The following is a 22,903-nucleotide window of genomic DNA, read 5'->3' as shown; positions in this document are numbered from 1 at the left end:
GCAAATGCGGCCCTGTTTCATCCAGCGACCTACTCGTGCGAGTGCCCGTGCTCAGCGCTTTCGGAGGTAGTGCCTTTTTCACCACCGCATGCCGTCATCAGGCCAAGGAAGCATATTAGGAGCATCGAACGGATCAATGTTGTTGGGGTTTTCATTGGAAGACTCTCCAAAAATGGATGAAATTAAATGGCCTGTGGTCAGGCTGAACTCTGTATTTGTGGCCGTAGAGCAGCCATCGCTGCTTCGGATTACTGTTTGACGCTCAAGTAATCACCGGTCGTTTTCAGTGAGATGGTCACGTCGTTGTTGCTGCGATTACGCCAAAACCAACCGTGGGTGCCGTCAAAAATGGCGGTGAATTCACCTTTGTCACTTTTGACTTGCTTGCCCTTGGTGTAGCTGTGGAAGTAACCCTTTTCAGCGTTGTAGGGCTCGCCATGGGTGTCGTAGTTCACAGGCCCACCAGCCGCTGTCCATTCATAGCTGACGGTTTTGTTCTTCAACATTTCCAGCTTGATTTCTGTCCCTTCACCTGGCTTGAGCGTGACGGTCATTTGATCTGTCTTGAAAGCAGGGTCAGGTGTCGCCACCGGCTGGGCAGCAGGTTTCGCAGTAGGTTGGACTTGTGCGACCTGCGGAGCTGGAGCTGCTGGTTGCGCTGGCGCGGCATCCGCCAAAGCTTCCTGGGCAAGGATGATCTTCAGTTCGCCCATCTGGGTCAGACCCAGTGCGCGGCCCACACCCGTAGGATCAACGGCATATTCCGAAGGCATGACAACGGTGACCAACAGGCCAACCGCAGTCAGCAGTGCAATGACAGTCGAACGCACCAGTTTGCGAGTGCTGGGCAATTCATTAACAGTTGGAAGCAGAGTATTGAACATGGTCAGAATTCCTTACGCGGAGACAAACAGGCCGGTGATCTGGTAACCCATCAGGAGGAAGCCGGCACTCATCATGGCGACGTTGGCGGTATAGGCGTGGCGCCAGAAACTGCCGGTGCGCCGCCAATATCCCATCAGAATGAGAATCGCGCTGAGGGCCAGCAATTGGCCAATTTCGACACCGACGTTAAAGGCGATGAGGTTCGGAATCAGGCCATCAGGTGAGATCTCATACTCCTGGATCTTCGTCGCCAGACCAAAACCGTGGAGCAAGCCGAAGATCAGCGTGGCCACCTTGGTATTAGGTTGGAAACCGAACCAGCGCTGGAACGCGCCCAGGTTGTCGAGCGCCTTGTACACCACCGAAAAACCAATGATGGCGTCGATGATGTAGGAGCTGATGCTGATCTCGGACAGCACGCCCAGCAGCAGCGTGATTGAGTGGCCTACAGCGAATAGCGTGACGTAGAGCCCCACGTCTTTCAGGCGGTAGAGAAAGAAGATCACTCCGAACAAAAACAGCAGGTGGTCGTAGCCCGTCATCATGTGCTTGGCGCCCATATAGATGAAGGGCAACAACATGACGCCGGAGCTTTCCTGGATGAACCCCTTGTCACCTTCCGCGACGGCATGAGCCATCGCCTCGGGCATTGCGAGGAAAAGTGCCGCGACAAATAAAAACAACAGCAGTAGCAGGCGACGCGAAGGCGCAGTAAATGCGTCAACGCCGCTCATCGAGTGCGAATGCATAGATCAATCCTACGTTGCAGGGATCAAAGGCCGCAGTACGGCCATGGTCAGGATGCGAACGAAGGACGGGGTGGACGCTCGATCAAGAAAATCGGCGGACGAGGAACGGAATAGGATGGGGCTTCGAGTCGCATGGACAGCTTCGGCTGCGCAGACAAAGTCAACGCAGAACTGAGCTGTGGCGTTTCGTGTTGGTGGTCAGGGGTCAACGGGGAGTGATAGTGATCCGAACAGCTCGCACACAACATCTCGGCTTGCTCTTCATGGGAGTGATGAGCGTCTTGCGCAATCTCCCAGGCCGGCTGTTTCGACATCACTGACAACGTATAGGTATGCCCGGCCCAGGCCACAAACATGGCGAGAGCAAGCGCGATTACCACCGTCGTTGTCAGTGTTCTGCTGAACATAGCGTTCGGGTTTCAACTCGTTTTGTAGGGCCTTGATGCGTTTGACCCATCCTCCTAGGGGGGATAGGATGCCAGCGTAATTCATTGAGGCCTGAGGCTCAAGTCATGAGTGAGCACGAACACGAACACAGCCACCCCCACACCCACCAAAGTCACGAGGCGATCATTAAACGCCTCAAACGGGCGGACGGCCATTTACGCGGCATCATCACCATGATCGAAGAGGGTCGTCAGTGCGTGGACATCGCTCAGCAGCTGCATGCGGTTGAAAAAGCTGTGTGCCAAGCCAAGCGCACCCTCATTCAGGATCACATCGATCACTGCCTGGAGGACACCGTCTCGGCGTTGAACAATGGTGAGCGCGCACCACTGGAAGCCTTCAAGCAAATCACCAAATACCTCTAGGTCTGACATGCCCAACTTCGCTGAACTGCTACAACAAGGCGGGGCTCACGCCTGGCTGTATTTTCCGAGCGCTATCTTGCTCGGCGCCTTGCATGGCCTTGAGCCCGGACATTCAAAAACTATGATGGCGGCCTTCATCGTGGCCATCCGTGGCTCGGTAAAACAGGCTGTTTTGTTGGGTTTGGCCGCGACGCTGTCGCACACCGCAGTGGTGTGGTTGGTCGCCATGGGCGGCATGTACCTGGGCAAAGGCCTGGATGCTCAAACCACTGAGCCGTACTTCCAGCTTGCGTCCTCTGCACTGATCATCGTGATTGCGCTTTGGATGCTGTGGCGTACCTGGCGCGGTGAGCAGATGTTCAAGTTCGAGCAAGGTGATGACCACCACCACCACGGTTCGCATGACCATGGTCATCATGATGAAACTCATCGAATCGATACCGGCCACGGGCGCATCGAACTGTCGATTTTTGAAGTAGGTATGCCACCGCATTGGCGCCTGAAGACATTGACCGGACATGCCTGGGCTGCCTCAGATGTTCACCTGATGACTACCCGTCCAGACGGCAGCACCCAATCGTTCTCTTTCGTCGAGCGCGAAGGCATCCTGGAGTCGGCAGTCGATATCCCGGAACCTCATGAGTTCAGTGCTCGCTTGAGTCTTGGGCATTCGGGCCACTCCCATGATTATGATCTGGACTACCAGGAGCATGATCACGGGCATGCGCATTCCGAACTGGAAGGTCTGGAGTTGTCGATTGACGGCTATCAGGATGCGCACGAGCGCGCACATGCCAACGATATCCGTAAACGCTTCACCAACCGCGAGGTCACCACGGGCCAGATCGTCGTGTTCGGTTTGACGGGCGGTTTGATTCCTTGTCCGGCTGCCATCACCGTTCTGTTGCTGTGTCTTCAGGTTAAAGAAGTGGCGCTGGGTGGCATGCTCGTCCTGTGCTTCAGCATCGGCTTGGCCCTTACCTTAGTCACGGTCGGTGCTGCGGCAGCCATCGGTGCTAAACAGGCCTCCAATCGCTGGCCGTGGCTGGGCACCGTGGCTCGTCGTGCGCCGTACCTGTCCAGCGTATTGATCATCGGTGTTGGCCTCTATGTAGGTTTCCATGGCTGGATGGGACTGACCGCATAACGAGGCGCTGAGAACTAGATAGAGCCATCGAGACCAAACAAGGAACGACTAACACCGCCACTAATGCAAAAACCCCAGTTCCGATCTGGGCCTCAGTGCAAGCAGCCTCCTGACATCTGTGGAGGCCAGTTAAAGGACTATTTGTTACACGTAATGCTGACTTAATTGTTGTTATGTCTTATCGCCTACGTCAGATTTAGACGACAGGTTGTTGATGACACGTGCCCAATTGTAAGAGCCATTTTCAGCGACTAGACTCCAGACCATGAAACGCTATCTGCGGTTTTGCATCATCTTCATGATCAGCTTGGCGCTTCCCCTCAGCGGGATGGCGGGCGTTCAGGCACCGACAGAACCGTGCCCAATGAAGACGATGGGCATGGCGATGATGGACGGCATGGAAATGGACTGCTGCAACGACATGAAAAGCCCTTCCGAGCACGGCAAGCCTTGCAAGCCGGGACAGGAGTGCAAGACGGGTGGCATGCTGCAAGTCTCAATCTTCAAGCCTCCTGTAACTGTGTTCAGTCCAGTAGTCCTTACTTTCATCAGCGATTCCCTACCTGTACAGACCCCGTCCGGGGTATGGCGACCACCCCGCGTTTGATCCCTGTCCAACATTGAGCCTCATTCCGCATTTAGCGGGATGGACTAACTGCGCGCATGTCTTTTTTGCCGCGTGCAAAGAATGATTACAGGAATCGTAAACATGAACTCCAAGTGCAATTGCACAGGCTGGTCTCTTGTGGCCGGCTTGGCGGCAAGCATGCTGGCATTGCCGAGTTTCGCTACCGCCTTGACGCTCGATGAAGCGTTGCGGCTGGCCGAAAACAATGCCCCGTCGCTGACCGCACAAGACGCGAAAGTTCAGGCTGCCAGCAGTGCAGCCATCCCTGCTGGTGAATTACCTGATCCCAAGCTCCTGCTGGGCGTACAGAACTACCCCATTGGCGGCCCGGATCGTTGGAGCATCGACCAGGACTTCATGACCATGCAGATGGTCGGGGTCAGGCAGGAGATGCCCAACAGCGACAAGCGCAAAGCGCGCATTGAAGTCGCCGATGCAGCCATTGATCGCGCCGCTGCGGAGCGTCGAGTCGAACGTCTGAAGGTGCGCCAGTCCACGGCGTTGGCTTGGATCAGCAGCTACTCGGTTGAGCGCAAAAATGCGCTATTCCAGGACTTCTACAAAGAAAACCGCCTGCTGAGCGATACCGTTCGGGCCCAGATTGCCGGTGGCCGCGCTCAACCCGCCGACGCGGTGACGCCCAAACAGGAAGCGGCTCAGTTGGCGGAGCAACAGGACGATCTGATTCTCCAGAGGGCGCAAGCCCGAGCCGCCCTCAAGCGCTGGATTGGCTCCGCCGCCAATGACAAGCCTATGGGCAGCTTGCCGGAGTGGCCCGTCGATACTTCAAGCTACTCCCATAGACTGCAACACCATCCCGAGTTGGCAGCGTTTGCGCCGATGACCCGCGAAGCGCAAGCCAAGGTTCGTGAAGCCGTGTCGGAGAAACAGTCCGACTGGAGCTGGGAACTGGATTACCAGCACCGTGGCCGTGAGTTTGGCGACATGGTCAGCGTGCAGTTTTCCTGGGATCTGCCACTGTTTCCTGACTCTCGCCAAAACCCCAAAATCGCGGCCAAACAGGCTGAACTCAGCCAGCTTGAGGCCGAGCGCGAAGCCCTGTCACGCGAGCACACTCAGCAACTGGAAAACGAACTGGCTGACTATGAGCGCCTGAATCGTGCCGTGCGCCGAAACCAGGAAAGCTTGCTGCCGTTGGCCAAGGAAAAGGTCGAACTCACCATGGCCAGTTACCGTGCCGGCAAAGGCGATTTAAACGCCGTTGTTACCGCCCGACGTGAGCTTATCGAGGCCCGACTGAAACAGATCGACGTGGAAGAGCAGCGAGCGCTGACCAGTGCGCGTCTTTATTTTGCTTATGGGGAGTCCAGCCAATGAACCTCAAAAAATGGAATGGGGCATTGCTGGTGGGCATCTCGTTGGCATTGGGTGTTGCCGGTGGTTACTGGTTCGCGCATCAGCGCATGAGCGGAGTACCAGTTACCACCCCGGAGCAGAGCCTCAATTCCCCGGACGAACGCAAAGCCCTGTATTGGTACGACCCCATGTACCCGCAGCAAAAGTTCGACAAGCCGGGAAAATCTCCCTTCATGGACATGCAACTGGTTCCTCAGTACGCCGCTGGCGTAGGGGATCATGCGACCGTCAGTATCGATCCAAGTCTGACCCAGAATCTCGGTCTGCGTTTTGCAACTGTCACCCGTGGGATCTTTGATTCCAGTCTCGACGTCACAGGAGTCTTGGGATTCAACGAGCGCGATGTCGCGGTGATTCAGGCCCGCACCACTGGCTTTGTGGAGAGGGTCTATGCCCACGCTCCTGGCGATGTACTCAAAGCCAACGCGGCGTTGGCGGATATCCTGGTGCCCGAGTGGGCAGCCGCCCAGACAGAGTTCCTTGCGCTGAAGCGCAATGGGGATGCTGACCTGTTGGCTGCGGCCCGCCAGCGACTGCGGCTCACAGGGATGCCGGCAACACTGATTACTCAGGTAGAGCGTGGTGGTAAGGTTCAGCCTTACCTGACGCTCACCAGCCCTATTGGTGGTGTGCTGCAAGAATTGAATGTTCGTGCGGGTATGACCGTGGCGACTGGCGACACTCTGGCACGCGTCAATGGCTTGAGCAGTGTCTGGCTAGCCGTGGCCGTTCCAGAATCGGATTCCGGAGCTATCACTGTGGGGCATGCGGTCGAAGCGCGGCTGCCAGCCTTCCCAGGAATAACACTCAGTGGCAAGGTCGACGCGATTTTGCCCGAGACAAATCCGGACAGCCGCACCCTTCGGGTACGTGTGGAGTTACCCAATCCGGACGGGCGCCTCAGACCGGGTTTGACGGCGCAGGTACGCCTGAATCGTTCGACCGAGCAAAGTGTGTTGTGGGTGCCGAGTGAGGCGGTGATTCGCACTGGCCGACGAGCCCTGGTGATGCTCGCCGAAGACGCTGGCCGCTTCCGTCCCGTGGAGGTGCACCTCGGGCAGGAAAGCGATGGCAAAACGGCGATATTGAAGGGTCTGGAAGAAGGCCAGAAGGTGGTTACCTCTGGTCAGTTCCTGCTCGACTCGGAGGCCAGTCTTAAGGGCATTGTTGCAAGCTCGGAGGAACAGTCACCACCCAGCGCAGCAGCCTCCAGCTTTCATGAAGCGGATGGGCAGATCGTTGAGATCAACGATAAAGAAGTCACGCTTGCCCACGGCCCCTTCAAGACACTCGGCATGCCTGGCATGACGATGACTTTCCCACTCGCTAGTCCGGCGCTGATGCAGGGCCTCAATGCGGGTGACAAGGTTCGAATCGCGTTGAGCCAGACCGACGATGGCTTGCGTGTTGAACGCCTGGATAAATCGGGGAGCCAGCCATGATTGCTGCCCTGATTCGTTGGTCAGTGGCTAACCGATTCCTGGTGCTACTGGCGACACTGTTTGTCACCGCTTGGGGCATCTGGTCGGTGCAAAGCACGCCCATTGATGCGTTGCCAGACCTCTCCGATGTACAGGTGATTATCCGCACCCCTTATGCAGGACAAGCGCCGCAGATCGTCGAGAACCAGGTCACCTATCCGTTGGCCACCACCATGCTCTCGGTGCCGGGGGCCAAGACCGTGCGTGGTTATTCCTTCTTTGGCGATAGTTTTGTCTACGTGCTGTTCGAAGACGGCACTGACTTGTATTGGGCTCGCTCGCGGGTGTTGGAGTACCTGAGTCAGATACAAAGCCGTTTGCCGGCCAGCGCCAAGCCGGCGTTGGGGCCGGATGCGACGGGGGTGGGTTGGATCTATCAGTACGCACTGGTGGATCGCAGTGGCGGGCACGATTTGGCACAGCTCCGCGCTCTTCAGGACTGGTTCCTCAAGTTTGAACTCAAGACCCTGCCGAACGTTGCGGAAGTGGCCACCGTGGGTGGCATGGTCAAGCAGTACCAAGTGCAGCTCGATCCGCTGAAATTGGCCAGCCTCGGTATCACTCAGGCTGAGGTGACCGACGCCATCGGTAAGGCCAATCAGGAAACCGGTGGTGCCGTGCTGGAGATGGCGGAGACCGAGTTTATCGTGCGCGCTTCGGGCTATCTGAAGACGCTCAATGACTTCCGGGCGATCCCGCTTAAGTTGGGTGCGGGTGGTGTACCAGTGACCCTTGGCGATGTCGCAACGATCCAGTTGGGGCCGGAAATGCGGCGGGGCATTACCGAACTTGACGGCGAAGGCGAGACCGTCGGTGGCGTGGTGATTTTGCGCAGTGGCAAGAATGCTCGCGAGACCATTGCAGCGGTCAAGACTAAACTCGACGAACTGAAAAACAGTCTGCCGTCCGGGGTGGAAATCGTTACCACCTACGACCGCAGCAAGCTGATTGACCGCGCTGTTGAAAACCTCAGCCACAAGCTGATCGAAGAGTTCATTGTCGTCGCGTTGGTGTGTGGGATCTTCCTCTGGCACCTGCGCTCATCCCTGGTGGCGATCATCTCCCTGCCTGTTGGTGTATTGATTGCCTTCATCGTCATGCGCTACCAAGGCATCAACGCCAACATCATGTCCTTGGGCGGAATTGCCATCGCCATTGGCGCCATGGTCGATGCTGCCGTGGTGATGATCGAGAACGCCCACAAGAAGATTGAGGCATGGCACATGGCCAATCCGGGGGAAGAACTGAAGGGTGAACGTCATTGGCATGTAATGACCGAAGCGGCGGCAGAGGTAGGCCCCGCGCTGTTCTTCTGTTTGTTGATCATCACCCTGTCGTTCATTCCGGTGTTCACGCTGGAAGCACAGGAAGGACGGTTGTTCGGCCCTTTGGCTTTCACCAAGACCTACGCCATGGCGGCAGCGGCGGGATTGTCAGTGACCTTGGTGCCAGTGCTGATGGGCTACTGGATTCGAGGACGAATTCCCAGTGAACATCAGAACCCGTTGAACCGGTGGTTGATTCGGATCTATCAGCCAGCCCTGGACGCAGTCTTGCGTCGACCAAAGATCACGCTGCTGGTGGCGCTATTGGTTATTGTCAGTGCGCTATGGCCAATGTCTCGCTTGGGTGGCGAGTTTCTCCCCCCGTTGGACGAGGGTGACCTGCTCTATATGCCTTCAGCTCTACCGGGATTGTCGGCGCAGAAAGCGGCACAACTGCTGCAACAGACTGACCGTCTGATCAAGACCGTGCCTGAAGTCGAACACGTCTTCGGCAAAGCGGGGCGCGCTGAAACCGCCACCGACCCTGCACCGCTGGAGATGTTCGAAACCACCATTCAATTCAAGCCGCACGAGCAATGGCGTCCAGGCATGACCCAGGAAAAGTTGGTCGAAGAACTGGATCGAGTGGTACGAGTCCCTGGGCTGACGAATATCTGGATACCACCGATTCGCAACCGTATCGACATGCTGGCTACGGGTATCAAAAGTCCAATTGGGGTGAAGGTTGCCGGCACCAACCTGGCGGAGATCGATGCCGCTACTCAGGCGGTCGAGCGGGTGGCCAAGGATGTGCCCGGTGTCAGTTCGGCTCTGGCTGAGCGACTGACCGGTGGCCGCTATATCGACGTTGATATCGACCGCAAGGCCGCCGCCCGCTACGGACTGAATATCGCCGATGTGCAGTCCATTGTGGCCGGCGCTATCGGCGGTGAAAACGTCGGGGAGACCATTGAAGGGCTTGCACGCTTCCCGATCAACGTCCGTTACCCCCGTGAGTGGCGTGACTCGCTCGGCGCCCTGGAGCAGTTGCCAATCTACACCCCGCTAGGCAGCCAAATCACCCTTGGCACGGTGGCGAAGATCAAGGTCAGCGACGGGCCGCCGATGCTCAAGAGCGAAAACGCAAGGCCTTCAGGCTGGGTGTATATCGACGTGCGAGGGCGGGACATTGCCTCGGTTGTCGCCGACCTGCGTCGGGTCGTTAATGAACAGGTCAAGCTGCAGCCAGGCATGAGCCTGAGCTACTCAGGACAGTTCGAGTTTCTCGAAAGGGCCAACGCACGCCTCAAACTGGTAGTACCTGCCACGCTGTTGATCATCTTCGTGCTGCTCTATCTGACTTTCGCCCGCTTCGATGAGGCGCTATTGATCATGGCCACTCTGCCATTCGCACTGACCGGTGGAGCATGGTTCCTCTATCTATTGGGATTCAACCTGTCGGTCGCCACCGGAGTCGGCTTTATCGCCTTAGCCGGGGTTTCTGCCGAGTTCGGCGTGATCATGCTGCTCTACCTGAAGAACGCTTGGGCCGAACGTGAAGACGTCGGCGACAGCACTGAGCGCGGACTGGTTGCGGCGATTCGTGAAGGTGCTGTGCAGCGAGTTCGGCCCAAGGCGATGACCGTGGCCGTCATTATTGCCGGCCTGTTACCTATCTTGCTTGGCAGCGGGACTGGAAGCGAAGTGATGAGCCGCATCGCCGCGCCCATGGTCGGCGGCATGGTCACAGCACCCTTGCTTTCCCTTTTTGTTATTCCGGCAGCCTATCGCCTGATGCGTCGCCGGCACCTCTCAGTTGAACCCGTCAAACCTGAAGGAAAAGTCGTATGAAACTGACTCTGATTGCAGTTGCAAGCACCGTATTAGCGCTATCACTTTCTGCCTATGCGGAGGACATGCCGGGCATGAAAATGGACGGTATGGAGGGCATGCAGATGGAGCAGAAAACAAAACAGGCTCAAGTCGCAAACACCGAGGGAACGATCAAGGCTATCGATACTAAGAAGCATACGGTGACCATCTCCCACGGAGCTGTTCCAGCCGTGCAATGGCCGCCTATGACCATGGCTTTTTCGATAACGGAGGATCAGCTGACAGGGCTGGCGGTCGGAGACCGTGTCTCGTTTTCCTTTCGGCTAGAGGGTGGCAAAGCCGCAATCGTCTCCATTAAAAAATGAGACTGTAATGATGAAAGTTACCGGTACGCACTGACGCGCCGGTTTTTACCGTCTACGCGGTATAAGACTTGCTACCACTATCGGTCGATAGGTATCTATCGGGAGAGACAACTATCGACCCATGCGGACGTATATGCATCATGGCATGGTGTGAGTTCTTCACTTGTTATCCACGCGATGTTGAAAAAGAAAAATGCTACCGGCTTCGGGGGCCAGGACTACCCAACGTTGGGGATGGCTGGCTCCAACAGGGTGGCCATGATCATCATCAGGTTCACGCCCTGCATCAACTCCGTGATCGCCGCCAGGCTGCCTGTCTGCATAAGTGCCAGCAGCATCACATGGGGTGATGCGGATGCCAGGTAATCCAGAAGATCCATGTCCTGCTTAAGGCTCTGCGCAATGCCCATCACCGTCATCAATGCCGATGTAGCCACTGAGCCTGCTGCTAGCGCTGTCAACACCATCGCAGGCGCTGCTAGTACAGTCATCCAAATGGTCACTGCCGTGTCCAACGTCATGAATCACCTCGTTTCTCGATTTCCCCCATCTCCCTGTAAATGCAAGGCATGAGCCAATGACTGAAATCTCAGCGAGAACATTGAGTCTTGGAAGTTTTACGAGTCCTCACACGGCATGAAACGAATCAGGGCATCACGATGGCTAGGGTTCGTAGTCTCAATCAAAAAATAACGCCTACACTGAAAAAATCTATTTGCTTGGCATGGAAATGAGCCGAGACGAAGGAACCGGCGCATGAAAAAAACCCAATGGGAAAAACTCTCACCCCTGACAGGGTGGGTAATCGTCGTGGAAGACGACCCTACGTTGCGCATGTTAATCGGGGAGGTTTTGACCGAACTGGGTCTACGTTCGCTGGAATTTTCAACTGCCGATGAGGCTATGAGGTACATGTCGGGATCGCATGGCGGTTGTCCCTTGGTGATCGTGGATCACGGCCTGCCCGGTCAGATACAAGGCGCAGAATTTATTGAGATGATGAAGCTTAAATGGCCCTCGACCGCGTCAATTCTCACATCCGGTTACGACCTGAATCTCTCGATGGTACCCGCTGGGACGATTTACCTTCACAAACCCTGGTCTATACATGATCTGGAACTGGCCGTAATAACCCTATTTAAACCTGGTAGAGCTCTCGCAGAAAGATGATTCGCAGGCGTTACCAATGGACGAGAAGTCTTCATCGCTTTATTTCTAATGTTGGTCATTTTGTGGACACGGCCACTGTAGGGACGGTGTATTGGCTTCTGTAGATTTGCAACAAGGTATCCAACGAGATAAGTCGCGAAATGCGGTGATGCCCTCTAGGCCAGCAGGTCTTGAAGTTGGTCGTTTGTCGACGACGCGTAATGGCCGATTGAAGACTGCCGCGAAGGTCAGCCATTCACCTAGAGATGGTTTGTCATACGTCGATCTGCAGTTCTAAATCACCATTTTCCAACAGACGCGTGTCAGCGACCGTGCCAGTCAAGTGTTGGCCTGGAGAAGTGAAAATGGTCAAGGAATGTGCCTTGTGCAAGTCATCTGGAACTGGCGATAGCACCTGCACCTGAAAAGCACCGGGCGTGATGGGCGTAATGACGACAGTGCATTCAACGCTTTTCGCAATCGGGCCCAGTAGGGTGTCACGCATGTAATTCAAACGTGCGGCGATAGTCGTCATGGCGATGTCCTTGCAACGTACCGGGACGTGGGCCCTAAGTCTCGGCCCTTATGCGCTAGACGAAACCTGAGACGTTTGAGTTCAACACATCGGCTAGACGGGTATCTCAAGGCCCCTGGCTTGGCGGGCAAGAATGATCGACTGTGCTTGCCCTAAGGCAAACCGTGTTATCGGCAGATCACTCAGGTGCCATGAGCACCGCAAGGCTCAGGTTGATGAACTGCTCATTCTTGCTGATTGTGTCTAGAGCACCACGGACGTTATCGGCGACATCCGAAGATCCGCGCTGCCCTACCCAGTTGGCCAGTTCCATGATGGCCGCTTCAAGGGCAAGCTGGTTTTGATTGATCTTGAAAAGCAGCGATGGGAGCAGGTCTGAGTTTGGCATTGATTGTCCTCCATGAAAAAGCCAAGCGTAGCAGTAAAAAATTGAAGGATCGGCTACGTCACCTCAATGCCAGAGCAGGCGAAACAATTGGTCGTGAATTTGCTTCCGCGCCTTCCTTGACTACTGGGTTTCCTAGACAAGACTGGAGTTCAAATGTCCCATTCGAAGGAACGTCATGATCTCCGCTCTTGAGCTCCGACATATCATTGAAAGCGGTTTATTGCCTCGCTCATGCACCTGCACCGTAAACCCAAAAGGGTCGCTATTGATCAAGATGATTGAGTCTTCCTCGGGCCGTGTTGAGCTGTTTGTCCCCGGGTTGTTGGCGTCAGACCTCACGTCCAGTCGGGCGATTTCGAATCTGATCAGCGAACTCAGAATTGAAATTGCGGCTCGCCAAAACGCTGTGTGCGTGAGCGCGGCGGTAAATGGTGGACTCGCAGCCTCAGAGCCCACCAGGTCGCGTCGATTCAAATCTTACTGATGGGGTGATCAGGCTGCAGGAGGGACGCCACCGCGATGACTAGGTCGTCGAGTGACCAAGGCTTGTGCAGATAGATGGTTGATGCAGGTACTGTTGCGGGGTCTATCAGATACCCGGATGTCAGAATTGCAGAGATATACGGCCATCTACCTCTGACCATTCCAATGAATTCGATACCTTGAATCTGTCCTGGAACACCGTGATCTGCGATCACCAGCCGGCACTGATCATGTGCTTCCAGCAGATAGGTTAACGCATCGTCAGCTGTGTCGAACGCTACTGCTTTTGCGCCTATTTCCGCCACGATATCCTCCATCAGCGAACGCAGCGTCGGATCGTCTTCGATGACGATAATCTCTCCTTGAATTGGCAGCAGCCCGTCCCAATTGACGTTCACTCATCGATTCCCTAGCCGGGCAGAACGTGCCGGCATCACTAAAGTAAGACTCTGAGTTTATGCCCAATTTCGAGATGCGCGACCCTGAAAACAATTCGTTTGATGTCTCAAGTCAACGTTTGGCTGGTTACGGTAAAGGAGAGTGTGCGTCGTTGCCGTTGCCCAGCACGCCACCCCAGATGATTGATTCTGAGATGACCGTGACCGCCTATCATCGGGGTTGAGAATCGTTCTACGGATTTATGTCAGGTTAGATACCAGCCATCCCATACTGGAATCATCATGACTACCAGCGATTCACTTCCATCAGCGGATGGCCAATCCTCCACGTCGTCCAGGGGTTCGATTGCGTACCAGTGCAGAAAGGAGCGTGAATTAGCCCACGCCTATGCTCTGGAGGTTTCTGCAATGCGTGAAGATCTAACTGTTCAGCGGAAGCTTTGCTCGACGCGCATGAGGGCTTTTAGACTGATGCTTGCGGAATTGGACGTCACCACCCGCAACAATCAGAAAAGGTTACCTGGATGGCCGCCCGAATGATGGAGCGTAAATAGCCCATGCAGCGTCGAGGTTTCCGAAAGACAAGGTGGCAACGGCGGGGACATCAGGGAAAGCGCGCATATGCGCTTAACGGAGCTAGCAAGGATAATTTAGAAAGGTGTTCTGCCAATGCGATAGCGCGCTCCTGTGCCGCCGAGGGCCATTGCGCTAGCTCGAACTATTCATCGGATTCGCAGAAACGTTCCTTGCTGTAGTGGCCCGTAGCCGCTAATAGTTAGTAGTCAGATTGGCTCGACGGTGAACTCGAAGAGGATGTGAGATGGCCTTCAGATTCGGTGTTGTTCCGGCGTTACCCACGGATACGGAATCCATGCGCAACGGAACGCGCTCTTACTGTAAAACTGCGACAGTAGGTTTTAATCTCTACGACAACGAGAAAAAGCTGCGGCTGCAGACTACCTATCAGACCCGAGCAGAGGCGGAGTATGTGTGCCAGCGGCACAACATGGAACGGCTTCAAATCTTCTATTCAGAACGGAAGGCGTCTCTCGATCGATTGGCGCCCAATCGGATAAGTTCTGCGAATCGACGAAATTCTGTCTGAACTTCGAGCCCGTCGATGGGAGCTGTCGATCTCTGACGTGTTTCATCAGCCGGCAAATGACATAGTGTTGCCGCTGACCGAAAACTGACCCAGTAAAGGCTGTTCTGCCGACTGAAAACTGACCCAGGTGTTCAACTGCTTCTGCTCACTTTCCGAGCAGGAGAACACAGGGTGATCAGCATGGAAATGTTGGGGAAAATTCGGCGAATGTACTTTCGCGACAAGCTGTCGCTGCATCAGATAGCCAAGCGTACCGGGCTGTCGAGAAACACCATTCGAAAATGGGTCAGAGCGCCCGAAGCCACTCAGCCGGCGTACCAACGGTGCGCAACCTTCAACAAACTCAGTCCATTTCACGAGACGCTGGAGCAGGCGCTCAAGGCCGATTCGTTTCGGGCAAAGCACAACCGCAGGAGCGCCAAAGCACTCTTCGAACAGATCAAGGCCGAGGGTTACGACGGCGGCTACAGCCAGCTCACCGCCTTCATACGCTCGTGGCGCGGCGAGCAAGGCAAGTCTTTACGGGCCTTTGTACCGCTGACGTTTGCACTCGGCGAGGCCTTTCAATTCGACTGGAGCGAAGAAGGTCTGCTGATCGGCGGCCTGTTCCGACGCATCCAGGTCTCGCATATGAAGCTGTGCGCCAGTCGCGCATTTTGGTTGGTTGCGTATCCCAGCCAAGGCCATGAGATGTTGTTCGATGCCCATACCCGCTCGTTTGGCGCGTTAGGTGGGGTGCCGCGTCGCGGCATCTACGACAACATGAAGACCGCTGTCGACAAGGTCAACAAGGGTAAGGGCCGCACGGTCAATGCCCGGTTTGCCGTGATGTGTGCCCACTATCTGTTCGACCCGGACTTCTGCAACGTGGCCTCCGGCTGGGAAAAAGGTATCGTTGAAAAGAACGTCCAAGACAGCCGACGGCGCATCTGGCTCGATGCTCAAAACTGCATGTTCCACACCTTCGAGGAACTGAATGCCTGGCTCGGCCAACGCTGCCGTACGCTCTGGGGTGAGCTGCTGCACCCGCAGTACAACGGGCTGACAGTGGCGGACGTCCTGGAGCTGGAACGCGCTGAATTGATGCCGATGCCGACCGCCTTTGATGGTTACGTTGAACGTACGGTAAGAGTTTCCAGCACCTGTTTGATCAGCGTGGCGCGAAATCGCTACTCGGTGCCGTGTGAGCGGGTCGGCCAGTGGGTCAGCAGCCGTCTGTATCCTTCACGGATTGTAGTCATCGCCGATGAAACGACGATTGCCAGTCACGAGCGCCTCTTTGATCGAGACCAGGTCAGCTTCGACTGGCAGCACTACATCCCGCTTATCGAGCGCAAGCCCGGAGCGCTGCGTAATGGCGCTCCGTTTGCTGATCTGCCGAAGCCGTTGCAACTGCTAAAACGCGGTCTGAGGCGTCACACCAACGGTGATCGAATCATGACGCAGGTACTGGCGGCTGTTCCTATCGCCGGGCTCGATGCCGTGTTGGTGGCTGTGGAGTTGGTACTTGAATCAGGCAGTTTGAGCGCTGACCACATCCTGAATGTCCTGGCTCGACTGACATCGACAGCAGCCCCTCCGTCCGCCGAAACCAGCCTTCAACTCAAGATAGCGCCTGTCGCCAATACGGCGCGCTACGACCGGCTCCGTACCACCGATGAGGAGACTCGCAATGCGTGATCTTATGGCGGAACTCAAAGAACTGCGTCTGCATGGCATGGCCAGCGCCTGGGAAGAACTGGCTTCCCAAGGAGAAGCTTCGACGGCGTCGTCGAAATGGCTGCTCGAACATCTGCTTCAACAGGAACATGCAGATCGCGCCGTACGGTCTGTGAATCATCAGATGAACATGGCCAAACTCCCCATGCATCGTGATTTGGCAGGCTTCGACTTCAGCGCTTCCAGCGCAGACGCCCGCTTGGTCAGGGATCTGTCCAACCTGGAGTTCACAGATACCGCGCAGAATGTCGTGTTCATTGGCGGGCCTGGAACGGGCAAGACACACCTGGCCACTGCCTTGGCCGTGTCCGGGATCACGACGCATAACAAACGCGTGCGCTTCTACTCCACGGTGGATCTGGTCAACTTGCTGGAGCGCGAAAAATACGATGGAAAGGCAGGCCGAATCGCCCAAGGACTGCTTCGCACAGACCTGGTGATACTCGATGAACTGGGGTATTTGCCCTTCAGCCAGAGCGGTGGCGCCCTGTTATTTCACCTGCTATCCAAGCTGTACGAGCACACCAGCGTGGTTATCACCACCAACCTCAGCTTCTCGGAATGGTCGAGTGTGTTTGGCGACGCCAAGATGACCACTGCGTTGCTGGATCGGCTGACACACCACTGCCACATCGTTGAAACGGGCAACGAGTCCTACCGACTGCAAAACAGCAGCCTGGCCACTCAGACGAAGATCAAGTCACGTGAACGAAAGCGCAAAGACGGTATCGAGGACGATGAGCCGTTTTGATCTGCACAATAAATACCCTGCCGCATGCCTACATGCGGTGGGGCTTGATGCCTCTTCTCACTGGGACACTGCTGCTAAGCTTATCCACAATTGCTGGGGCAAAAATCAGCAATCCGCCCTGGGTCAATTTTCAATCGGCAGGGTGGGTCAGTTTTCAATCAGCGCCGACAGGCAAACGTAAGCAGACCCGCCGCTAGCGCTTCTTGATCGAGATGGATCAGGTGGTGCGCTGGAAGGGCTTGGTTATCTGATCTAGCCACATTATTCAAAAGGCGAAGGGGGCCATCCAGCGTATCCATTGATGGACATTTTTTAAGAGTCTGTCCGGCGCATTCGCCGCAAGATTGAATACGCGAAAGCGCAGGTGCGGGCCGAGGATGAACATCCATTTCGCATGATCAAGCGTCAGTTTGGTTATACGGAAGTACGCTTTCGTGGTGTGGCGAAAAACATCACGCAGCAGACAAGTTGTTCGCTTTGGCGATCCCATGGATGGTTCGAAAACGGCTGATGGGTGTGGGCGAGGTGCGTCTGTAATGCGGTGTTCTGCTCGGTGCAGTAGGTTGTCCAAAACTGTTCCTCCGGTGCAAACGCCTCTCCAAGCTATTGGGATCACATGCTCTACGAAGGAAGCAGAGAAAAAATGGTCGCGAAACCTATACGCCTAGGTTGAGAGTCAAATTCGGGCTGGCATGAATTTGAAGGGAGACGTACGAGATCGTCAATGAAGCCTATACGTTGAGTACGCTTTTTAGCTGAGCGGCTACCAAAGGGGGGGAAATTTCGCTTTGTGAAAGTGGGATCAAGTAACGTTACCGCTCAGACCGTTGTCCCCCATCTTTAAGGGTGCTTTAAGCTCCAGCCACCCGAGCCGATAACCCCTCCATAGACTCCGACTCAAGCTTCAGCCCCTCAATCAGATCGTTTTCGTTAGAAAAGCCGTCTGGCAGCAGAAGGCCCGACATTGCAACAATGCTTCGGGTTACCGGCATCGGTACATTGGCAATCCGTCCCAACGCCAGGGTGAATTCCAATCCGTATGGCACGTCTTCGCAAATGTATCGGGTGTCAACTTCAATAGGCCCGGATGGCCCGCCCCGCTTCTGATGCAACTCTTCAGCAATTTCCTTCAGGCCTTCGGAACGGATACTGAATGACTGTTGCAGCTTTTGCCCCAACGTTTTTAGCTGCCACCCGAATGCCGAAGCGAGGCTCAATCGCTCAGCATCGAGCTGACCAATGACCTTTGACACATACGATGTCATGTAATGATACTGAGGCCAGCTTTCCTTTCGCTCGATGCGCGTCCAATTAAGGATCGCAAGCGGCACGTGGAAAACCGCATTGGTATTATTCAATGTCGACATCAGAGGATTTTCATCCACTACAAAATCACTACCGAACAAGACATTGCAAAAACGCTGTGCGTCTTCAATCTTTGAGGCTGGCAAGCAGGAGACGCCCAGCGATGGGCGACGCACCATGATATTGACTTTGTCTTCCAAAACCCTCCGCGCGGTAAGCGCCGTTGTGCCAAAGCTGGCGACGACAACGTCTACATCTTGGTCTCTAGCGCGCTCCCGAAGATAGAGCGCCGACAAAGAGCCCATTGAACTGACGATAACCGTCTGGCCACTTTTTAAACTGGGTAGGGCAGCATCAATTGCCTGCCGGTGCGCATTCACGGGCAAGCAGATAATTACTACGTCAGCCGCTGAGACAGCGTCCTTCGCATTGTTGACTCGATCAACGTCCACGCTCCCTTCGAACACACCCGTTGCATGCAATTTTAGGCGTCCCAACGAAGGCTGATCCGAGGAGCGACCATTCCATATCGTGACTCCGTGCCCACGATTTGCAATCCATGCCGCGTAAGCAAGGCCGATACCACCTGCTCCGATAATACCTACTTTGTATGTCTGCATATCCAAATCCTAGGTGAAGCAGTGCCGCCCCAGGTTTTACAATAAACACCGAGAAACAGCACTGCTTTTCCTTACTTGATATTGATTAAGCCCTAAGCCGCTAGTTCAGACTCAGCACCATTCGCCTTCGGGCTCCATGTAAAAATGACCCTCGCCGGCTTGGTGATACACCCGTGCCGGAGGAATGAAATCATGAGCCTTATACGGAGTTCTCAAAGCGCCGGCAGACACTCGCTGTACCTGCTTGCGTGCAGGGTCAGGGATAGGCACCGCATCAATCAAACGGCGTGTGTATGGATGCTTGGGATTATTAAAAATTGCGGCCCGAGGCCCAATCTCGACTATCTCTCCCATATACATAACCGCAACACGGTGACTGACGCGTTCAACTACTGCCATGTCATGGCTAATGAATATGTAACCCAGGCCAAGTTCCTGTTGCAATTCGAGCAACAGATTCACAATTTGGACTTTTACCGACACATCCAAGGCAGAAACCGCCTCGTCGGCGACAATTATTCCTGGTCTCAATGCCAAGGCCCGCGCGATGCACACACGTTGGCGCTGTCCGCCAGAAAACTCATGCGGCAAGCGCGAGGCAGCATCGGCTGGCAGCCCCACCTTTACGAGCAATTCAATGGCAACCTCTTCACACCGCTTGGCATCGTAGAGCCCGTGCACTCTCAGCGGTTCAATGATTGATTGCGCTACGGTCTGTCGTGGATTCAGACTTGAATAAGGATCCTGGAAGATCATCTGGATCTTTCTGGCACGCTCCATTGGGGTGATAGACCCGAGCTCCACACCCTCTAATTTGACTGACCCGTGGGTTGGATCAAGCAATCCCATAATGAGTCGTCCGGTGGTGGATTTACCGCAGCCAGACTCGCCAACAATCGCAAGCGTTTCACCCTGGCTAAGATTGAAACTTATGTTTTCAACCGCATGCACACGGCCAGTGACACGCTTGAAAAAGCCAGACCGCACATCAAACCGGGTTGTCAGCCCGGACACCTCCAGTAGATAGGGTTTGGTATGGCGCACACTGTCTTTCATCTCCGGAGCGGATGCATTGGTTTCGGTCGCGATGTCATAGATCGGGAACGGCTTCGGCGACGGTTCAGCTGCCATTGATCCGAGCTCGGGCACTGCAGACAACAACGCTTTTGTATACGGCTTTTGAGGCGCCGAAAAAATCTCCGATGTGGAAGCCGTTTCTACAAGGTCGCCGCGATACATGACCAATGTACGATCCGCGATCTGCGCTACCACGCCCATATCATGGGTGATGAATACCACCGCCATGTGCTCCTGCGCCTGCAACTCCTTGATCAATTCCAGGATTTGCGCCTGGATGGTCACATCAAGGGCTGTGGTCGGCTCATCGGCGATCAACACTGCGGAATTACAGGCCAACGCCATCGCGATCATGACGCGTTGACGCATCCCGCCCGAAAACTGATGCGGGTAGTCGTTATAACGCTCCTGAGCAGCGGGGATGCGAACCCGCTTCATCAGCTTCAGCGCTTCTTCTTTTGCTTGGACTGCATCGAGCCCTCGGTGTAACCGCAGTGGCTCAGCAATCTGTTCACCGATGGTCATGACCGGATTCAGCGAAGTCATGGGCTCCTGGAAGATCATCGCAATCCGATTTCCACGGATATCTGCCATCTCCGGCTCGGACAGGCTTAGCAATTCCTGCCCCTGCAGCCGGATGCTTCCACCCACCTGCGACGTATTAGCTGGAAGCAGTCCCAGGATGGACATAGCAGAAACACTTTTCCCTGAGCCCGATTCGCCTACGATTGCCAGCGTCTCGCCTCGCGCCACACGGAAGCTGAGGTCTTTAACGACTGGAGACCATTCACCGCCTCGCCGGAATGCGACGTTCAGCCCAGTAACTTCAAGAACAATTTCTTGGTTTAACGGAAGCGATCCGTTCATAGATGAGGCCTCGCTCGCGCCTGCTCCGGGCTTGTCAAGGTTCGCCTGAACTGCACTTATAGTATTCATGAGCGCTCCGAACGGGTCTTGGGATCGTTTGCATCACGCAATGCGTCGCCCAGCAGGCTCAACGCAAGCACGGTCAGCAGAATTGCGAGGCTCGGGAAGACCGTTAGCCACCACGCGTCCAAAATGTTCTCAAACCCTTCCCTGATCATGCTTCCCCACGTTGGGGCGGGTGGTGGAACACCCAAACCGATAAAGCTCAGCGAAGCTTCTGTACGAATTGCTGTCGCCATCCACAGAGCACCGAGCACAAGCACTTCCGAGATCATGTTGGGCAAAATGTGCACAGTCATCAGTCGGCCGGGGCCATATCCCAATGACCGACCAGCCTCAACAAAGTCACGTTGCTTAAGGGCTATGGTCGGAGCTCGGGCAATGCGCACAAAAGGCGCGATCTCGGTGATGGCGATTGCAATGATGAGGTTCTCAAGGCTCGCGCCAAGCATGGCGGCAACCATGAGCCCAAGCAGCAGCGTCGGAAACGACAGCAACACATCAACAAAGCCGGTGATCAGACGATCTGTCATGCCCCCGACGTACCCGGCGATCACACCGAGCGCAGATCCAACAACCATCGCGATCATTACGGCGACAAAACCAACGAGCAGCGACACACGAGTCCCGTAAATTAGGCGGGACAATACGTCTCGACCGTAGGTGTCCGTGCCCAGCCAAAACTCTGCAGACGGCGGCTCTAACCGATAAGCGATGTTCTGCTGCAATGGGTCATATGGCGCAATCAAAGGAGCTAACAATGCGACCAGGACGATTGCCACCAGAAGGCCAATCCCAATCCAGGAAAGACGGTTCTGAAACAGCGCTTGCCAAAGTGTCGTGGGTTTGGCTATGAGTGGTGCAGTGAGAGTAGTCATTTGATTTTCACCCGAGGATCAACCAACCCGTAAACGATGTCGGTGATGATGTTTACGACGATCACACACAGTGCGAATACGACCATCAGCCCTTGGAGCAAGGTGTAATCCCGCGTGTTGAGAGCACCCAGAATCAATTTCCCCAGTCCAGGACGGTTAAACACGATTTCGGTCAAGACGGAGTTGCCAATGAGCGTCCCGAAATAAAGGCCTACAACCGTCACAATCGGGATGAGTGCGTTACGCAGCCCATGCCGCAACACCAACCGCATAGGACGAACTCCCTTGGCTTTAGCAGTGCGGATGTAATCTTCACCGAGAACGCTGATCATCGAGGAACGCGTAACGCGCATCACATAGGCCGTCATGATCAAACCCAGGTTCAATGCAGGCAGCGTGAGAGCGTGAAGTTGGGAGAGGAAACCTCCGTCGACCAGGCTTCCGATCACTGGGAACCACCGGAAATGGATGGCGAAAACCAGGAGCATCAACATGGCAGAGACAAATGCGGGGAACGACAACCCAGTCAGTGACAGAATGCGGCCAACGTAGTCTGGCCAGGCGTTGCGACGAAGCGCGGCCCAAACCCCAAGCGGCAGACCAAACACAAGGCCAATCAGTACGGATGCAAACGTCAATTGCAGCGTCCACGGCAGAACCAGGGATACCTCCTGCAGCACTGTCTTGCCGCTGGTCATAGAGGCACCGAAATTCCCCGTGAGCATGTCGCCTAGGAAGTGAATGTATTGCATCGCGATTGATTGATTAAGACCCAACTGCTCGCGCATGGCCGCCAGAGACTCTGCACTCGCCTGGTCACCAAGCATGACAGCAGCCGGATCTCCAGGCACCAAGCGAACGAGTACAAAGACAGCGGTCAACATCGCCAGCAAGGTCGGAATCGCGAGCATCAGTCGCTTAAGCGCAAACTGAATCATGACAGCTCTCCAAAGATCGTTAGCTCAGGCGTTGACACCATCTCGATTGGGCTCAGTCGTTGAGCTACCACCGCGAGTGGCACTCGTC

The 22,903-nt window shown here is 55.3% G+C and carries 21 protein-coding genes and 1 pseudogene; 12 read left to right on the top strand and 10 right to left on the bottom strand.

What is annotated here, in order from left to right; genetic code table 11:
- Positions 1-248 precede the first annotated feature (248 nt).
- Both ELQ88_RS32090 and ELQ88_RS32085 read right to left on the bottom strand, forming a co-directional pair.
- The gene (locus ELQ88_RS32090) at positions 249-884 is read right to left on the bottom strand and encodes a transmembrane anchor protein (protein WP_128873604.1); all 636 of its coding nucleotides are present in this window, start codon (positions 882-884) and stop codon (positions 249-251) included.
- 12 nt (positions 885-896) lie between these two features.
- Complete coding sequence (locus tag ELQ88_RS32085) at positions 897-1,634, bottom strand: HupE/UreJ family protein (protein WP_128873605.1); 738 nt, start codon at positions 1,632-1,634, stop codon at positions 897-899.
- Between the two features lie 512 nt (positions 1,635-2,146).
- Between ELQ88_RS32085 and ELQ88_RS32075 the strand changes: the two genes are divergently transcribed.
- From ELQ88_RS32075 to ELQ88_RS32045, 7 genes are all read left to right on the top strand, one after another.
- Entirely contained in the window at positions 2,147-2,446 is a 300-nt protein-coding gene (locus ELQ88_RS32075; protein ID WP_069557030.1) for a metal-sensing transcriptional repressor, read from the top strand.
- 7 nt (positions 2,447-2,453) lie between these two features.
- Positions 2,454-3,593: a nickel/cobalt efflux protein RcnA gene (locus ELQ88_RS32070; protein WP_138969302.1), complete on the top strand. Its 1,140-nt coding sequence runs from the start codon at positions 2,454-2,456 to the stop codon at positions 3,591-3,593.
- Between the two features lie 265 nt (positions 3,594-3,858).
- The gene (locus ELQ88_RS32065; RefSeq protein ID WP_128873608.1) at positions 3,859-4,200 is read left to right on the top strand and encodes a hypothetical protein; all 342 of its coding nucleotides are present in this window, start codon (positions 3,859-3,861) and stop codon (positions 4,198-4,200) included.
- A gap of 102 nt (positions 4,201-4,302) precedes the next feature.
- On the top strand, positions 4,303-5,559 hold the full coding sequence (locus tag ELQ88_RS32060; RefSeq protein WP_138969301.1) for a TolC family protein: 1,257 nt from the start codon (positions 4,303-4,305) through the stop codon (positions 5,557-5,559).
- Entirely contained in the window at positions 5,556-7,040 is a 1,485-nt protein-coding gene (locus ELQ88_RS32055) for an efflux RND transporter periplasmic adaptor subunit (RefSeq protein ID WP_138969300.1), read from the top strand. The genes ELQ88_RS32060 and ELQ88_RS32055 overlap by 4 nt, the downstream gene beginning before the upstream one ends.
- Positions 7,037-10,195: an efflux RND transporter permease subunit gene (locus tag ELQ88_RS32050; RefSeq protein ID WP_138969299.1), complete on the top strand. Its 3,159-nt coding sequence runs from the start codon at positions 7,037-7,039 to the stop codon at positions 10,193-10,195. Before ELQ88_RS32055 ends, ELQ88_RS32050 begins: the two co-directional genes overlap by 4 nt.
- A complete protein-coding gene (locus ELQ88_RS32045) occupies positions 10,192-10,542 on the top strand; it encodes a copper-binding protein (protein ID WP_128873612.1) in 351 nt (116 codons plus the stop codon). Before ELQ88_RS32050 ends, ELQ88_RS32045 begins: the two co-directional genes overlap by 4 nt.
- A gap of 218 nt (positions 10,543-10,760) precedes the next feature.
- Here ELQ88_RS32045 and ELQ88_RS32040 read toward each other — a convergent pair whose 3' ends face one another.
- Positions 10,761-11,063 carry a hypothetical protein gene (locus tag ELQ88_RS32040; RefSeq protein ID WP_128873613.1) on the bottom strand — a complete coding sequence of 101 codons (303 nt, stop codon included), beginning with the start codon at positions 11,061-11,063 and terminating at the stop codon, positions 10,761-10,763.
- A 235-nt stretch (positions 11,064-11,298) separates the two neighbouring features.
- On the opposite strand from ELQ88_RS32040, the gene ELQ88_RS32035 reads away from it, so the two are divergent.
- The gene (locus ELQ88_RS32035; protein ID WP_128873614.1) at positions 11,299-11,712 is read left to right on the top strand and encodes a response regulator; all 414 of its coding nucleotides are present in this window, start codon (positions 11,299-11,301) and stop codon (positions 11,710-11,712) included.
- A 253-nt stretch (positions 11,713-11,965) separates the two neighbouring features.
- On the opposite strand, the gene ELQ88_RS32030 is transcribed toward ELQ88_RS32035, so the two are convergent.
- Both ELQ88_RS32030 and ELQ88_RS32025 read right to left on the bottom strand, forming a co-directional pair.
- Positions 11,966-12,226, bottom strand: coding sequence for a hypothetical protein (locus ELQ88_RS32030; RefSeq protein WP_128873615.1), 261 nt, complete (start codon positions 12,224-12,226; stop codon positions 11,966-11,968).
- Between the two features lie 178 nt (positions 12,227-12,404).
- Positions 12,405-12,614 carry a hypothetical protein gene (locus ELQ88_RS32025; RefSeq protein WP_138969298.1) on the bottom strand — a complete coding sequence of 70 codons (210 nt, stop codon included), beginning with the start codon at positions 12,612-12,614 and terminating at the stop codon, positions 12,405-12,407.
- A gap of 175 nt (positions 12,615-12,789) precedes the next feature.
- Here ELQ88_RS32025 and ELQ88_RS32020 point away from each other — a divergent pair, with 175 nt between their 5' ends.
- Entirely contained in the window at positions 12,790-13,098 is a 309-nt protein-coding gene (locus ELQ88_RS32020) for a DUF1652 domain-containing protein (protein ID WP_138969297.1), read from the top strand.
- On the opposite strand, the gene ELQ88_RS32015 is transcribed toward ELQ88_RS32020, so the two are convergent.
- On the bottom strand, positions 13,085-13,495 hold the full coding sequence (locus ELQ88_RS32015; RefSeq protein ID WP_138969296.1) for a response regulator: 411 nt from the start codon (positions 13,493-13,495) through the stop codon (positions 13,085-13,087). The two genes, ELQ88_RS32020 and ELQ88_RS32015, sit on opposite strands and share 14 nt — an antisense overlap.
- Positions 13,496-14,780: 1,285 nt before the next feature.
- On the opposite strand from ELQ88_RS32015, the gene istA reads away from it, so the two are divergent.
- From istA to ELQ88_RS34910, 3 genes and pseudogenes are all read left to right on the top strand, one after another.
- Positions 14,781-16,280: an IS21-like element ISPpu27 family transposase gene (istA, locus tag ELQ88_RS32005; protein ID WP_138969606.1), complete on the top strand. Its 1,500-nt coding sequence runs from the start codon at positions 14,781-14,783 to the stop codon at positions 16,278-16,280.
- Entirely contained in the window at positions 16,273-17,070 is a 798-nt protein-coding gene (gene istB / locus ELQ88_RS32000; protein WP_138969281.1) for an IS21-like element helper ATPase IstB, read from the top strand. Before istA ends, istB begins: the two co-directional genes overlap by 8 nt.
- Before the next feature lie 328 nt (positions 17,071-17,398).
- Positions 17,399-17,607 (top strand): annotated as a pseudogene (locus ELQ88_RS34910) (IS5/IS1182 family transposase); the annotation flags it as partial.
- A 314-nt stretch (positions 17,608-17,921) separates the two neighbouring features.
- Here the strand turns inward: ELQ88_RS34910 and ELQ88_RS31990 are convergent.
- The 4 genes from ELQ88_RS31990 to ELQ88_RS31975 all read right to left on the bottom strand — a co-directional run bounded on the left by ELQ88_RS31990 (position 17,922) and on the right by ELQ88_RS31975 (position 22,815).
- On the bottom strand, positions 17,922-18,995 hold the full coding sequence (locus ELQ88_RS31990; RefSeq protein WP_228761580.1) for an NAD/NADP octopine/nopaline dehydrogenase family protein: 1,074 nt from the start codon (positions 18,993-18,995) through the stop codon (positions 17,922-17,924).
- Between the two features lie 111 nt (positions 18,996-19,106).
- Positions 19,107-21,008 (bottom strand): ABC transporter ATP-binding protein, encoded by a 1,902-nt coding sequence (locus tag ELQ88_RS31985; protein WP_228761579.1) that lies wholly within the window; start codon positions 21,006-21,008, stop codon positions 19,107-19,109.
- Positions 21,005-21,877, bottom strand: coding sequence for an ABC transporter permease (locus ELQ88_RS31980; protein WP_138969294.1), 873 nt, complete (start codon positions 21,875-21,877; stop codon positions 21,005-21,007). Before ELQ88_RS31980 ends, ELQ88_RS31985 begins: the two co-directional genes overlap by 4 nt.
- Complete coding sequence (locus ELQ88_RS31975; protein WP_138969293.1) at positions 21,874-22,815, bottom strand: ABC transporter permease; 942 nt, start codon at positions 22,813-22,815, stop codon at positions 21,874-21,876. The genes ELQ88_RS31980 and ELQ88_RS31975 overlap by 4 nt, the downstream gene beginning before the upstream one ends.
- Positions 22,816-22,903: the final 88 nt, after the last annotated feature.

Origin of the sequence: Pseudomonas sp. MPC6 (assembly GCF_006094435.1) — a bacterium.
In the GTDB taxonomy this organism is placed as follows: Bacteria; Pseudomonadota; Gammaproteobacteria; order Pseudomonadales; family Pseudomonadaceae; genus Aquipseudomonas.
The sequence above is the reverse complement of the archived record's forward strand: the minus strand, read 5'-3'. Positions and strand labels throughout refer to the sequence as shown.

Coding starts and splice junctions, on each gene's coding strand:
- ELQ88_RS32090 (WP_128873604.1), bottom strand. CDS start 884: ATGTTCAATACTCTGCTTCCAACTGTTAATGAATTGCCCAGCACTCGC.
- ELQ88_RS31980 (WP_138969294.1), bottom strand. CDS start 21,877: ATGACTACTCTCACTGCACCACTCATAGCCAAACCCACGACACTTTGG.
- ELQ88_RS32065 (WP_128873608.1), top strand. CDS start 3,859: ATGAAACGCTATCTGCGGTTTTGCATCATCTTCATGATCAGCTTGGCG.
- ELQ88_RS32050 (WP_138969299.1), top strand. CDS start 7,037: ATGATTGCTGCCCTGATTCGTTGGTCAGTGGCTAACCGATTCCTGGTG.
- ELQ88_RS32045 (WP_128873612.1), top strand. CDS start 10,192: ATGAAACTGACTCTGATTGCAGTTGCAAGCACCGTATTAGCGCTATCA.
- ELQ88_RS32040 (WP_128873613.1), bottom strand. CDS start 11,063: ATGACGTTGGACACGGCAGTGACCATTTGGATGACTGTACTAGCAGCG.
- ELQ88_RS32085 (WP_128873605.1), bottom strand. CDS start 1,634: ATGCATTCGCACTCGATGAGCGGCGTTGACGCATTTACTGCGCCTTCG.
- ELQ88_RS32060 (WP_138969301.1), top strand. CDS start 4,303: ATGAACTCCAAGTGCAATTGCACAGGCTGGTCTCTTGTGGCCGGCTTG.
- ELQ88_RS32035 (WP_128873614.1), top strand. CDS start 11,299: ATGAAAAAAACCCAATGGGAAAAACTCTCACCCCTGACAGGGTGGGTA.
- ELQ88_RS32075 (WP_069557030.1), top strand. CDS start 2,147: ATGAGTGAGCACGAACACGAACACAGCCACCCCCACACCCACCAAAGT.
- ELQ88_RS32070 (WP_138969302.1), top strand. CDS start 2,454: ATGCCCAACTTCGCTGAACTGCTACAACAAGGCGGGGCTCACGCCTGG.
- ELQ88_RS31985 (WP_228761579.1), bottom strand. CDS start 21,008: ATGAATACTATAAGTGCAGTTCAGGCGAACCTTGACAAGCCCGGAGCA.
- istB (WP_138969281.1), top strand. CDS start 16,273: ATGCGTGATCTTATGGCGGAACTCAAAGAACTGCGTCTGCATGGCATG.
- ELQ88_RS32030 (WP_128873615.1), bottom strand. CDS start 12,226: ATGACGACTATCGCCGCACGTTTGAATTACATGCGTGACACCCTACTG.
- ELQ88_RS31975 (WP_138969293.1), bottom strand. CDS start 22,815: ATGATTCAGTTTGCGCTTAAGCGACTGATGCTCGCGATTCCGACCTTG.
- istA (WP_138969606.1), top strand. CDS start 14,781: ATGGAAATGTTGGGGAAAATTCGGCGAATGTACTTTCGCGACAAGCTG.
- ELQ88_RS32025 (WP_138969298.1), bottom strand. CDS start 12,614: ATGCCAAACTCAGACCTGCTCCCATCGCTGCTTTTCAAGATCAATCAA.
- ELQ88_RS32020 (WP_138969297.1), top strand. CDS start 12,790: ATGATCTCCGCTCTTGAGCTCCGACATATCATTGAAAGCGGTTTATTG.
- ELQ88_RS32055 (WP_138969300.1), top strand. CDS start 5,556: ATGAACCTCAAAAAATGGAATGGGGCATTGCTGGTGGGCATCTCGTTG.
- ELQ88_RS31990 (WP_228761580.1), bottom strand. CDS start 18,995: ATGCAGACATACAAAGTAGGTATTATCGGAGCAGGTGGTATCGGCCTT.